Origin of the sequence: Streptomyces actuosus, from assembly GCF_016921115.1 — a bacterium.
GTDB classification, from domain to species: Bacteria; Actinomycetota; Actinomycetes; order Streptomycetales; family Streptomycetaceae; genus Streptomyces; species Streptomyces actuosus_A.
In genome coordinates this window covers 109,651-122,348 of record NZ_JAFFZS010000001.1, presented here as the reverse complement: position 1 = coordinate 122,348, position 12,698 = coordinate 109,651, and the positions used below count along the sequence as shown (strand labels likewise).

The window sequence follows — 12,698 nt, the reverse complement described above, 5'->3', positions numbered from 1 at the left end:
CAGGCCCTCACCGCCGGTAGATCGTGATCGAGTGGCCCACGTCGTCGACCGCACGGCTTCCGGCCAGCAGCTCGGCCAGCCTCCCCCGGGCCTTGGCGGCGGCCGAGTCCGAGACGACCAGCAGCCCGTGCACCCGGCCGGGCGGCACCGTGCGCGGATCCCGGGCGTGGATCCCGTAGTACGACGGCACACCACTGCCCTTGTACACGAGCCACACCGGCCGGCCCGCGTACCGCCCGCGCAGCCGGGCCGCCAGCCGGCCCAGGTCCTGACCCCAGTCCACGTTCGAGTCGTGCAGCAGCAGATGCGTGCGGGACGGCCCGCCGAACGCCTCGTTGGAGTACGGCAGGTAGTACGGGAACGTCCGCCCCGAACTGACCGCCACCCAGAGCACCAGCGCCCCCGCCACGGCCGACATCCAACGGCCCCTGGACGCGACCGCGCACCCCGCCGCCACCGCCCCGAACACCGGGACGCACAGCGCGTACCGGGTGCCGAGGTCCCGGGCCCCCTGCATCGCCGCCACCAGCAGCACGGCCGCCGGCAGGAGAACGTACGCCGCCGCCGGCCGCAGCCGCCGCACGGCCAGGAGCGCGACCACGCCCGCCGCACCCAGGAGCAACAGCCCGAGCGGCGTCTTCACCAGCAGCGCGACCGGCAGGTAGTACCAGTGGGACCCGGTGTAGAGGTGGCCGAGGAGGAAGCCCTGCCAGGGCCGGTCCTCGAAGGCGAACTGGATGCGCATGCCGTCCCGGTAGGACCCCGGGAACGGCATCGCCCGCACCAGCAGCCCACGCAGCCCGTGCACGGCGGGCACCGACTCGGGCGGGGGCCGCCGCAGCCGCGGATCGACGGCCAGATACGCCGCCCACACGACGGCGACGGCCACCAGCGCCACTGTCGCGGCGCCCGCCGCCGCCCGCCGCCGGCCTCCCGGCCGCCACGACCCCGCCGCCACGCCCGCCAGCACCAGCAGCACCGGAACCGCAGGCAGCGCGCTCATCTTCGTCGCCAGCGCCGCCCCCAGCGCCGCCCCTGCAAGCGGCAGGTACCGGCGCGGGCGCCGGCGGGCCCGCCACAGCAGCCAGACGGAGGTCAGCAGGAAGCCGGCCATCGGCACGTCCAGCGTCGCCAGCGAGCCGTGCGCGATCACGTCCGGTGTGAACACGTACAGCGCGAGCGCGGCCAGTCCCCCCGCAGGTCCGGTCAGATCATGGGCGAAGGCGAACACGACCAGCCCGAACAGCAGCGTCAGCGCGATCACCGGCAGCCGGGCCCACAGCATCAGCCGCCCCGGATCGTTGCCCGACCCGTACAGCAGATGCCGGCCCACCTGCCCCTGGTCGCCGCGGAACGACGGGTCGAGCCGCGGCCCGGCCGGCGCCACTCCCGCGGCGACGACCAGCTTGCCGAGTGGCGGATGCTCGGGGTTCAGACGCAGGCTGTGCTCGCGCAGGTAGACGGCCGCCGCGCCCACGTACACCGGTTCGTCGATCGTCGGGGTCTGCTGCACGGCCGTGGTCACCATGGCGACGGCCATCTGGACGAGCAGCGCGGCCACGACGAACGGCAGCAGCCACCGGCGCACCCGGACGCCCCGTCCGGGCCCGTCCGGGGCGGTCCCCCCGCTCCGATCGTTCGTCATCGTCCGTCCCCCGCCGGCGCCCGCCGCACCGGGCGGCACCGCCTCACCGGTCCCCGCGACGGACCGCCCGCCGTGTCAAGGGGTACGGCCCGCAGCGCACCGGGGTTCACCTCGCGGCCACCCCGAACCGCCCGCGCCGGGCCCCGACGCGCCCCGGGGCACGCCGACCCGGCGCGCGGCACCCGACCCGGCGCGCCCGGACGGCGCGCCACACTCAACGTCCGCCGTCCGCGCCCACCTGACCCGGCCGGGCGTCGCCGCGGGGGGACGACCCGGGGCCCTCCGGCCCGCCCACGACGTCCCGCACCACCAGGTCGGCCCGGCCTCGCGTCGTCGCCACCAGTTCAGCGTTGCGCCGGTCTGTGCCCAGGACCCACGCCACGGCCTCCTCGTGGCCCTTGCCGAACCGCTCGTGACGGGAGATCAGCCGCCGGATCCGCTCCGGCTCGTCCAGCTCGCAGAACCACACCTCGTCCAACTGGGTCCGCACCCGCGCCCACGCCCCGGTGCCCAGCAGCAGGTAGTTCCCCTCGGTGACCACCAGCCGGGCGTAGGGCGGCACCGGGACCGCCCCGGCGACCGGCTGCTCCCACACCCGTTCGAATCCGGGCGCGTACACGACGTCCCCGTCCGGCTCCTCGCGCAGCCGACGCAGCAGCGCCGCGTAACCGGCCGCGTCGAAGGTGTCGGGAGCCCCCTTGCGGTCCCTCCGCCCGAGCCGGTCCAGCTCGACGTCGGCGAGGTGGAAGCCGTCCATCGGTACGTGGGCGACCCAGGGCGGCCCGTCCGCGTTGAGCGCGCGCACCAGGTTCTCGGCGAGCGTCGACTTGCCCGCGCCGGGGCTGCCGGCGATGCCGAGGACCGCGCGCCGCCGGCCCTCGGCGAGGGCACGGGCACGGGCGAGGAGGGAGGCGAAGGCGATCGGCACACAGGAAGTCTGTCAGCCGCGCGGGCCGCTGGGAGACGCGATCGGGGGAACCTTCCGGGTATGACGACGGAACTCGGACTGCCCGACGACATCCGGGCCTGCCTCTTCGACCTCGACGGGGTCGTCACACGCACGGCCACCCTGCACGCGGCGGCCTGGAAGGAGACGTTCGACGCGTTCCTGCGGGAGCGGGAGGAGACGCCCTTCCGCCCGTTCGACGCCGCCGACTACGACGAATACGTCGACGGACGCCCCCGCGCCGACGGCGTGCGCACCTTCCTCTTCTCCCGGGACATCGAACTGCCCGAGGGAGAGCCCGGCGACCCGCCGGACGCCGGCACCGTGCACGGCCTCGGCAACCGCAAGAACACCCTGCTGCTGGAGAAGATCCGCACCGAGGGCGTCGAGGCCTACGACGGCAGCGTGCGGTACATCGAGGCGGCCCGAGCCCGAGGGCTGGCCACGGCCGTCGTCTCCTCCAGCGCCAACACCCTCGACGTGCTGCGGTCGATCGGCGCCGAGGCCCTGTTCGACGTACGGATCGACGGGGTGGTGGCGGCCGGGCGGAAGCTGCCCGGCAAGCCGCACCCCGACACCTTCCTCGCCGCGGCCGCCGACCTCGGCGTGCCGCCCGCCCATGCCGCCGTCTTCGAGGACGCGCTGGCGGGGATGGATGCCGGCCGTGCCGGACGCTTCGGGTACGTCGTCGGTGTCGACCGGGCCGGGCAGCGGGACGCCCTGTACGCCCACGGCGCCGACCGCGTCGTGGCCGACCTCGCGGACCTGCTCTCCGGCTGACACCGGGTCCGACGGGGTACTGCCCGGTGACCGGTCCGGCGCGGCGCGGGGAAACGGCCCGGAGGCCTGTGCCGCGCACGCGGCCATGGCGCGTTCCGGCCCGAGGCACGAGCTGTACGACCGGTACCTCGGGCCCGGCCCGGCCGTCCCCTGCTCGGCTGCACAGCATGTGCGCCCTCGCCGCCAGCGGGCTGTTCCGAGGCTGCCGCGGCGACCCTGTCGCACTGCGGTCGCGCTGCCGCGCGGCCCTGGGCGGTGCGCTCGCGGACCCTTCTGTCCGTGCAGATCACCCGGGTGCGTCAGGGGCGCGGCGGTGGGTCGTCGCCGACCTGGCCTCAGCCCGGTGACACGAAACCGGACTCGTACGCCGCGATCACCGCCTGGGTGCGGTCCCGCGCACCGAGTTTCGCCAGCACGGCACTCACATGGCTCTTGACGGTCTCGGTCCCCACCACCAGGCCCGCCGCGATCTCCGCGTTCGACAGCCCGCGCGCCATCAGACGCAGTACCTCGCGCTCCCGCTCGGTCAGCCCGGCACCCTCCATCGCCGCCCGGGCCGCGGCGTTGCCCCCCTCTTGCCCGTGCGACGCGGCCAACTGCCGTACCGCTGCGGGGAACAGCAGGGAGTCGCCCTCGGCCACGAGCCGTACCGCGTGCACGATCTCCGCCGGCCGCGCGCTTGAGCAGAAAGCCGTCGGCGCCCTCGCGCAGCGCGCCGTACACGTAGTCGTCGTTCTCGAAGGTGGTCACCACCAGGATCTTCGGCGGGTCCACCACCGTGCGCAGCACCGCCCGGGTGGCCTCGATGCCGTCCATCAACGGCATCCGCACGTCCATGGCCACGACATCGGGGCGCAGTTGCCGCACCAGGGGGATCACGGCCGCCCCGTCGGCCGCCTCACCCACCACCTCGATGTCCGGTTGCGCCTCCAGCACGGCGCGCAGGCCCGCCCGTACGAGCGGCTCGTCGTCGACGAGGAGAACGGTGAGCGGCATCCGGTCAGCCTAGTGTTGCGAGCGGAACGGCCCTTGGCCGGGGGCGGGTTCCGCCCCCTCGATCGCACCGATCTGGCGGTGCCTCCCGCCGATCGGGCGGTGGCCGCCGTCCGGCACGGTCGATCACCGCAGCGGGAGGTCGACGGACAGCAGCCAGTGCCCGTCGTCCCGTCCCGCGCGAACCGCACCGCCGAGCAGGGCGGCTCGCTCCCGTATCCCGCGCAGCCCGCTGCCACCTCCGGTGCCGGCCGCCGGTGCCCCCTCGGCCAGCGGGTTGCGCACCTCCAGCCGCAGCCGTGCGTCGTCCGCGGCGACGCGCACCGCGACCCGGACGGGTCCGGCGTGCCGCAGCACGTTGGTGAGCGCCTCCTGGAGCATCCGGTAGGCCTCGCGGGAGACCGGTCCCGGCAGGTGCTCCAGCGGCCCCGTCAGTTCCGCCTGCACCTGCGCCCCCGACGACCGGGCGGACTCCAGCAGGCGGTCCGCCTCGCCGAGCGTGGGCCGGGCGCCGGCCGGGTGGTCCCCGTGGCGCAGCACGAGCAGGACGCGCTCCAGATCCTCCAACGCGGCGCGTCCCGTCTCCTCGATGGCCTCCAGCGCCTGATCCGTGAACCGCGGGTCGGCCGCCGCCCGCGCGGCACCCGCCTGGACGACGGCGAGGGTCAGCGCGTGACCGAGGGAGTCGTGCAACTCCCGGGCGATCCGGTTGCGTTCCAGCAGCCGCTCCGTACGCTCCTCCAACTCGGCCAGCCGTTCCCCGGCCGTCGGTCCGAGCAACTGGCGGGCGGCCCGGGCCATGAGAGCACCCGCCCCGACGACGACCGCCAACAACACCGACACCGGTACGGGCAGCAGCAGGAGGCACACCCAGCCCGCGCCGCTTCCCGAGGGAACCGGCACCGGCGGGTCGGCGAGGTCGCCGACCCCCCAGGCCGACCCGACGAGCGACAGCGAGACGGCCATCAACTGCTCGGTCACCACGGCGACGGCCATCCCCATTTCCAGCCGCAGCACCAGCCAGACGCCCGTTCCGGCCCGGTCGGCCCACGAGGCGGACGGAACCGCGGAGACACCCGGCTCCCCGTCACCCTTCACCCGGGCGTGCTGACCTGGAAACAGCATCAACCGCGCCTGCAGGCCCTCCGCCCGGCGCACCGAGGGCACCGCCGCGGCGGCCAGCACCAGGGGGATCGGGAGGAGCGCGATCAGCACCCAGTCACCCGGCGACGGGTCGACCAACCCGGGATAGACCATGGCGCACGCGAGCGGCAGGATCGCTCCCACCAGCAGGTGAACCCAGCGGGTGTACGTGACCGCACGGGTCAGCGGCAGCAGAAGATCCGACATGTGGGCATCGTGGCACGGCCGGACGGCGCCGGATCTCCCCCGCCCGGGGGAGACACCCTCCTCCGGCGGGGGATGATCGCCCGCGCCGGCACGACCAGGCTGAAGCCATGACCAGCATCGACCTCCTGGACCTGACCAAGGAGTACGGCGCCGTGCGCGCCGTCGACCACCTGACGTGCAGCATCGCACCGGGCCGCGTCACCGGCTTCCTCGGCCCCAACGGCGCCGGCAAGTCCACCACCATGCGGCTCGTCCTCGGCCTCGACCGACCCACCTCCGGCACCGCCGCGGTCGGCGCGTGCCCGTACGCCACGCTCGACGAGCCGCTGCGCACGGTCGGCGCGCTACTGGACGCACAGGCGGCGAGCGGCTCCCGCACCGCACGCGACCATCTGCGCTTCCTCGCCGCCAGCAACCGCATCCCGGCCCGTCGCACGGACGACGTCCTGGAGGAGACCGGCCTCGCCGCCGTGGCACGCCGCCGCATCAGGACCTTCTCGCTCGGCATGCGCCAGCGCCTGGGCATCGCCGCCGCGCTCCTCGGGGATCCGCCCGTCCTCATGCTGGACGAGCCCACCAACGGGCTCGACCCCGAAGGGATCGTGTGGATCCGTGAGCTGCTGCGCCGGCTCGCCCGGCAGGGCCGCACGGTCCTGGTCTCCAGCCATCTGATGAACGAGACGGCGGCCTTCGCCGACCACCTCGTCGTCCTCGGTCGAGGACGGCTGCTCGCCGACACCTCCCTGCCCGACTTCATCGAACGGCACAGCCGCGAACGGGTACGCCTGCGCACCGGCGACCCCGTCCGGCTGCGGGCCGCGCTGCTGCGCAGGGGGCACACGGTGGCAGAGGGCGGCGACGGCCGCTGGCTCGTGGAGGGCGCCCGGGCCCAGGACATCGGAGCCCTCGCCGCCCAGGAGGGCATCGCCGTCCTCGAACTCACCGACGAACAGGCCTCCTTGGAGGAGGCCTACTTCGCCCTCACCGCGAACCAGGCGGACTTCGCCGCCGCGCCCCCTGCATCCCCCACCGCGCCCCGGGAGGTCTGACCATGTCCGTCACCGCGGTACTCCACTCCGAATGGATCAAGATCAGGTCCGCCCGGGCGAGCTTCGGCTCCCTCGTCGCGGTCTTCGCCGCGACCCTCATGATCACCCTTCTCGTCTTCGCCACCGTCGGCAGGGCCGAGGCGGACGACGGCGGGGACCCCGTCTCCGGAGCCTTCTACGCGATCAACTTCGCGCAGATCGCAGCCATCGCCTTCGGAGCCACGGCGGTGTCGTCCGAATACGTGGGCGGCGCCTTGCGGATCTCCCTGTCGGCGGTACCGCACCGAGGCCTGCTCTACGCGGCCAAGACGACGGTCGTGGCCGCCGCGGCCCTCGCCGTGGGGCTGGCGACCGGATTCGCGACCTTCTTCGCCGGCCAGGCCTTCCTGGGCCCGTACGCCATCGGACTCGGCGAGCCCGGAGCCCTGCGGGCCTGCATCGGCGCGGGGATCCACCTCACCCTCGTCACCCTGTTCGCCGCCGGACTGACCTTTCTGCTGCGCAGTGCCGTCGCGGTGCTCAGCCTGCTCGTCCCGTTCCTCCTGATCGTGTCCTTCGTGGTCGCGGACGTCGCCGACGGCGTCTCCTCCTGGTTCCCGGACCGGGCCGGACAGCAGGTCCTGCACCAGGATCCGTCGGCCGGCCTCGGCCCGTGGGCCGGTCTCGCGGTGGAGGGGCTGTGGGCGGCAGCCGCCCTCCTGGCCGGCTGGTGGGCCGTGCGCCGACGGGACGCCTGACCCTCGGCGTCAGAGACGGGCCTCGGCCGAACCTCCCCGGCAACGGCGCGCGGGTCCGCCCTACGAGTACACCGCGGGCCGTCCCCCACGGGGGTGCCCCATACCGGCGTGCCGTGCCGTCCGGGCCCTGCGGCGCGATAATGCAGCCATGGGCCATCGACTCGCCGACGTGAGCGCGCCCGCCCGGCTGGCCGCCCCGGACGAGGGCATCGGCCGCGACGAACTGGCGCTCGCCACCCGCAACCACGGCCTGCCCCTGGAGACGCTGCGCCACGAGGTCTCCCCACCGGGCCTGCACTACGTCCTGACGCACTACGACATCCCGTACGTGCCCCCGGACACCCCCTGGACCCTGACCGTGGGCGGTCGCGTCCGCCGGCCGCTCCGCCTGGACCTCACCGACCTCAGGGCCTTCCCACAGATCACCACCCGGGTGACGCTGGAGTGCGCGGGCAACGGCCGCGCACTGCTCAGCCCCCGCCCGGTCAGCCAGCCCTGGCTGGTCGAGGCGGTCGGGACCGCCGAGTGGACCGGCGTACCGCTGCGGCTGTTGCTCGCCGAGGCCGCCGTCGAAGCGGACGCCGTCGACGTGGTCTTCACCGGAGCCGACCACGGTGTCGAACGCGGCGTCGAACAGGACTACCGGCGTGCCCTGCCGGTGGACGTGGCCACCGGCACCGACCCCGAGGTGCTGCTCGCCGTCGGCATGAACGGTGCCCCGCTGCCGCCGCAGCACGGCCACCCCCTGCGTCTGATCGTCCCCGGCTGGTACGGCATGGCCCATGTGAAGTGGCTGCGCGACATCACCGTCGTCGACACGCCGTTCACCGGTTTCCAGCAGTCCGTGGCGTACCGGCTGCGGCAGGACCCGCAGGACGCGGGCGAGGCCGTGACCCGCATCGCCCCCCGGGCGCTGATGGTGCCGCCGGGCTTCCCGGACTTCATGTCCCGCACCCGCGTCGTGCGGCCGGGCCCGGTGGTCCTCGAAGGACGCGCCTGGTCGGGTCGGGCGCCGGTGACGCGCGTCGAGGTCAGCGCGGACGGCGGCGCCACCTGGCGGGACGCCGATCAGGAACCCGACACCGGCCACCCCTGGGCCTGGCGCGGCTGGCGGCACACCTGGACCGCCGCGCCCGGCGCCCACGTCCTCGCCGTGCGCGCCACGGACGCGGGGGGCGCGACGCAGCCCATGGAACAGCCCTGGAACCGGGGCGGCTTCGCCAACAACCTCGTCCAGCGGGTCCCGGTCCTCTGCCCCGAACCGGAGGAGGGGGACGGACGGGACCGCGAGGGCGGCGACGGTCCGGTCGAGGCGGAGAGCCGGGACCACTGAGGCCAGGCGGGGCCCTCCTGCGCGAGCTTCTGCCTGGCCCATTCCAGATTGCGCGGTGTGAGGTCCCGGCCCGCGGCCAGCACCACGTCCTCGGGCGTGACGTCGGTGCCGGTGCGCGCGTGGAGCAGTCGGTCGGGAGTGGTGCTGTCCCGGGGCGACCGGGACCCTTCGGGCTGTGACGGCGACATGGTTCGAGCTCCTCCTCCGGTGCGGAAGGATGCGGCGGCCCGGTGCGGTCATCGGGTCCACTAACACCATTCACCGAGGCGGCGCACCCTGCATCCGGAGGGCACGCGCCGCCGGAGCCGTCGCCCCCGCGAGGCGCTGCCGTACAGCCTCCCGAAAGGCGCACTCCGAGGTGCCGACCGCCTCGCACCGGCGTGGAATGGAAGGTCCGGAGACCATCCAGCGGAGAATACCGAGGCCATGGCACCCACCACAGAGCAGGCCGGAGGACGCACCGCCCGAGGGGCCCTGAGACGGCTCGGGGAAGGGTGCGCCCGGCACTACCTGATCGTCATCGTCTCCTGGGTCGTCGCACTCGTGGCGCTGCAGGGTCTCAACTACTCCTTCGGTGGCGACTACTCCGACAACTTCACCATCTCCGGCACCCAGTCGCAGGAGGGCCTGGACGTGCTCAAGCAGCACGACCCGCAGGCCGGCGGCTACAGCAGCCAGATCGTCCTGCACGACGCAGGCCAGTCCCTGACCGCCCTCGGCACACCGATGGCCGACACCGTCGCCGACCTCCAGAAGCTGCCGCACGTCCTCTCGGTGCAGAATCCCCTCACCGCACCCGGCGGCACCTCGCAGCAGTCGCAGCAGAGCCAGCAGAGCAGCGATGTCGGCCCCCTGTCGTCCGACGGCAAGACCGCGTACATCACCGTCCGCTTCGACGTCCAGCCCTCCACGCTCGGAAGCGACTACCTCGACGGGGTCGATCGCGCGGTCGACCCGCTGCGGCAGGCCGGTGTGGAGGTCGAGTACGGCGGCCCGCTCGGTGAACTGGCACGGCCGGCCCCCAACGACCGGCTCAGCGAGGCGATCGGCTTCGGCGTGGCCATCGTGGTGCTGCTCATCGGCTTCGGCAGCATCATCGCCGCCGTGCTGCCGCTGCTGTCCGCCCTCATCGCCGTCGTCGGCGGGCTCGCCATCCTGGGGCTGCTGGCCGCCGCCTTCACCTTCGCCACGGTCTCGCCGACCCTGGCCACGATGATCGGCCTCGGCGTCGGTATCGACTACTCCCTGTTCCTGCTCACCCGGCACCGGCAGAACCTGATGAACGGCGCGGATCCCGTGGCGGCGGCGGGGCACGCCGCCGCCACCAGCGGCCGAGCCGTCCTGGTCTCCGGTTGCACGGTGATCGTCGCGCTGGGCGGCCTCTACGCCTCCGGGGTGTCCTTCATCGGCAAGCTGGGACTGGCTGCCGCCGTCACCGTCGTCTCCGCCGTCACCGGCGCCCTGACCATGGTGCCGGCGCTGCTCGGCCTGATCGGCAGACGCATCGACCAGTTCACCGTCCGCCGGCCCGTCGCCGAGGCGAGCGGACAGCCGGGCTCGCAGCCCCAGGGCACCTGGCACCGGTATGCCAAGCGGGTCGAGCGACGGCCCTGGCACTACCTGGGCGCCGGTGTCACGATCATCGCGGTGCTGGCCATCCCCCTGTTCTCCATCCAACTCGGCCACATCGGGGACGGCGCCGACCCGACCTCGTTCACCGACCGGCGGGCCTACGACCTGATGTCGGACGCCTTCGGGCCCGGCTCCAACGGGCCCCTCACCGTCGTCATCGACCAGACCTCCGTCCCGCAGTCCGACCGCTCCGCTCTCGCCTCCCAGGCGCAGAAGACGCTGGACGCCGTGCAGGGCGCCGCCACGGTGACACCGCTGACGCCCACCCAGGACGGGGACGTCCTCATCTCCACCGTCTACTCCCAGCAGTCCCCGCAGAGCGCCACCACCACCGACCTGGCCAACCGCCTCGCCGACGACACGCTCCCGCAGGCCGTCTCCGGGACGGACGCCCACGGCTACGTCACCGGCACCACCGCCGCCCAGGTCGACTTCCGGGACATCGTCGCGAGCCGGCTGCCCCTCATCATCGCCGTCGTGGTGAGCCTCGCCTTCCTGATCATTCTGGCGGTCTTCCGCGGCCTGCTCGTCGCGGTCAAGGCGGCCGTCCTGAACGTGCTGTCGATCGCCGCCTCCTACGGCGTCGTCGTGGCCGTCTTCCAGTGGGGCTGGGGCGGCCCCGCTCTCGGCGTCAACGGCACCGTGCCCATCGAGAGCTACGTGCCCATGATGATGTTCGCCATCATCTTCGGGCTCAGCATGGACTACGAGATCTTCCTGCTGTCCCGTGTGCACGAGAACTGGTTGCGCACCGGGGACGCCGAGGACTCGGTCGCACACGCCCTGGAGATCACCGCCCGCGTCATCACCTGCGCCGCGCTGATCATGGCCAGTGTCTTCGCGGCGTTCATCATCAGCGACAACATCGTGGTCAAGATGCTGGGCCTGGGCCTCGCCGTCAGCGTGCTCATCGACGCTTCGGTGGTCCGCCTGCTGATGGTGCCCGCGGTGATGACCCTGCTCGGCCCCCACGCCTGGTGGACGCCTCGCCCGCTGGACCGGATCCTGCCGCACATCGACGCCGAGGGTGACCGCGAGGCGGCCCCGGGCGTCAGCGGGCCTCCGGAGCAAGAGCGAGCATCGTGACGTCGTCCTTGACGTCCGGGCTGTAGCGCGCGAGGTCGGCCCACAGCCGCGCGGTGAGCTGGGCGACGGGCACGTCGGTGAGGTCCGCGAGCCGTTCGGCGAGCGGATAGAAGACTCCGGAGCCGTTCCGGGCCTCGACGACCCCGTCCGACACGAGCAGCAACCGGTCCCCGGTGCGCAGGTCCACCGCGGTCGCACGGAGGGGCGCCTCTTCCGGGAGACCGAGACCGAGCGGCAGCCACGGCTCGACCGCCACCTCCGTCGCCTTCCCCGCACGCAGCAGCATCGGCGCGGGATGACCGCAGGAGACGGCCCGCACCGTCCGCCCGTCGGCGCCGAACTCCAGCAGGACGGCCGTCGCGAACAACTCGGCGTCCGGCGTGTGGGCCGAGTCCGTCACCAGCCTGCGGTCCAGCCGGGCGGCCACCGACTCCAGGTCCGGCTGGTCCAGCACCGCCTCCCGGAAGGCCCCCAGCAGGGACGCCACCGTGGCCACGGCCGCCAGCCCGTGGCCCTGCACGTCCCCGAGCACGGCCCGGACCCCGTAGGGGCCGCCGCGCACGTCGAAGAAGTCACCGCCGACCAGCGTCCCCCGTTCGGCCGCCCGGTACAGCCCCGCGCAGCTCACCGGCCCCACCCGCTCGGGCACCGGCGGGACGATGGCCCGCTGCGCCGCCACGGCCACCGTCCGCTCCAGGTCCAGCTGCGCGTCGCGGCGGCTGCGCACGAACGACACGAAGATACTCAGCAGGGCCACGAAGGCGATGGTCGACAGGTCGGTCTGGCCGGGCTTGTCGAGCTGGAAGACGGGCAGGTTCAGCACCACGATCACCGCACCACCCAGCAGCGCGGTCCCCAAGGGCCCGTACGACAGGACGGCCAGCGGCGGGATCGCGCCCAGCAGGAACCCGATGTCCAGCGGCTCGCTGCTCACCAGCGTGGCCACACACACCGCGGCCACCAGCGCGAGCGGCAGCGCCCGCACCCACCAGGGCGGGGGTGCGCCGTGCAGCCAGCCGCGCCGGTCACCCGCCCGGCGCGGTGACAGAACGCGCACACCGGCCACACGACCACGCTCCTACGCCGGACCCGGCCTCGCACGCCGAGGGCAGCCGGTGCCGGGAGCGCCGGGCCGCCGCCCCGGCCG

The 12,698-nt window shown here is 73.9% G+C and carries 9 protein-coding genes and 2 pseudogenes; 5 read left to right on the top strand and 6 right to left on the bottom strand.

Going from position 1 to position 12,698, the window contains the following annotated elements:
- Positions 1 to 7 precede the first annotated feature (7 nt).
- Together JS756_RS00535 and JS756_RS00530 are read right to left on the bottom strand one after the other, a co-directional pair.
- Positions 8 to 1,645, bottom strand: coding sequence for a glycosyltransferase family 39 protein (locus JS756_RS00535; RefSeq protein ID WP_205380856.1), 1,638 nt, complete (start codon positions 1,643 to 1,645; stop codon positions 8 to 10).
- Positions 1,646 to 1,859: 214 nt separating this feature from the next.
- Complete coding sequence (locus tag JS756_RS00530; protein WP_205380855.1) at positions 1,860 to 2,573, bottom strand: nucleoside/nucleotide kinase family protein; 714 nt, start codon at positions 2,571 to 2,573, stop codon at positions 1,860 to 1,862.
- A 60-nt stretch (positions 2,574 to 2,633) separates the two neighbouring features.
- Between JS756_RS00530 and JS756_RS00525 the strand changes: the two genes are divergently transcribed.
- Positions 2,634 to 3,371: an HAD family hydrolase gene (locus JS756_RS00525; RefSeq protein WP_205380854.1), complete on the top strand. Its 738-nt coding sequence runs from the start codon at positions 2,634 to 2,636 to the stop codon at positions 3,369 to 3,371.
- 335 nt (positions 3,372 to 3,706) lie between these two features.
- Here the strand turns inward: JS756_RS00525 and JS756_RS00520 are convergent.
- Together JS756_RS00520 and JS756_RS00515 are read right to left on the bottom strand one after the other, a co-directional pair.
- A pseudogene (locus JS756_RS00520) lies at positions 3,707 to 4,367 on the bottom strand (response regulator).
- A gap of 123 nt (positions 4,368 to 4,490) precedes the next feature.
- Entirely contained in the window at positions 4,491 to 5,714 is a 1,224-nt protein-coding gene (locus JS756_RS00515; protein WP_205380853.1) for a sensor histidine kinase, read from the bottom strand.
- A gap of 107 nt (positions 5,715 to 5,821) precedes the next feature.
- Here JS756_RS00515 and JS756_RS00510 point away from each other — a divergent pair, with 107 nt between their 5' ends.
- The 3 genes from JS756_RS00510 (at position 5,822) to JS756_RS00500 (ending at position 8,833) form a co-directional block, all read left to right on the top strand.
- Complete coding sequence (locus JS756_RS00510) at positions 5,822 to 6,763, top strand: ABC transporter ATP-binding protein (protein ID WP_205380852.1); 942 nt, start codon at positions 5,822 to 5,824, stop codon at positions 6,761 to 6,763.
- A 2-nt stretch (positions 6,764 to 6,765) separates the two neighbouring features.
- Positions 6,766 to 7,500, top strand: a complete 735-nt coding sequence (locus tag JS756_RS00505; protein WP_205380851.1) for an ABC transporter permease — start codon at positions 6,766 to 6,768, stop codon at positions 7,498 to 7,500.
- A 148-nt stretch (positions 7,501 to 7,648) separates the two neighbouring features.
- The gene (locus tag JS756_RS00500; protein WP_205380850.1) at positions 7,649 to 8,833 is read left to right on the top strand and encodes a sulfite oxidase; all 1,185 of its coding nucleotides are present in this window, start codon (positions 7,649 to 7,651) and stop codon (positions 8,831 to 8,833) included.
- 5 nt (positions 8,834 to 8,838) lie between these two features.
- Here the strand turns inward: JS756_RS00500 and JS756_RS36455 are convergent.
- A pseudogene (locus tag JS756_RS36455) lies at positions 8,839 to 9,021 on the bottom strand (hypothetical protein); the annotation flags it as partial.
- A 238-nt stretch (positions 9,022 to 9,259) separates the two neighbouring features.
- Between JS756_RS36455 and JS756_RS00495 the strand changes: the two are divergent.
- Positions 9,260 to 11,551 (top strand): MMPL family transporter, encoded by a 2,292-nt coding sequence (locus JS756_RS00495; RefSeq protein ID WP_205380849.1) that lies wholly within the window; start codon positions 9,260 to 9,262, stop codon positions 11,549 to 11,551.
- Here the strand turns inward: JS756_RS00495 and JS756_RS00490 are convergent.
- Positions 11,517 to 12,617 (bottom strand): PP2C family protein-serine/threonine phosphatase, encoded by a 1,101-nt coding sequence (locus JS756_RS00490; protein ID WP_438817273.1) that lies wholly within the window; start codon positions 12,615 to 12,617, stop codon positions 11,517 to 11,519. The genes JS756_RS00495 and JS756_RS00490 overlap by 35 nt on opposite strands.
- Between the last annotated feature and the right edge of the window lie 81 nt (positions 12,618 to 12,698).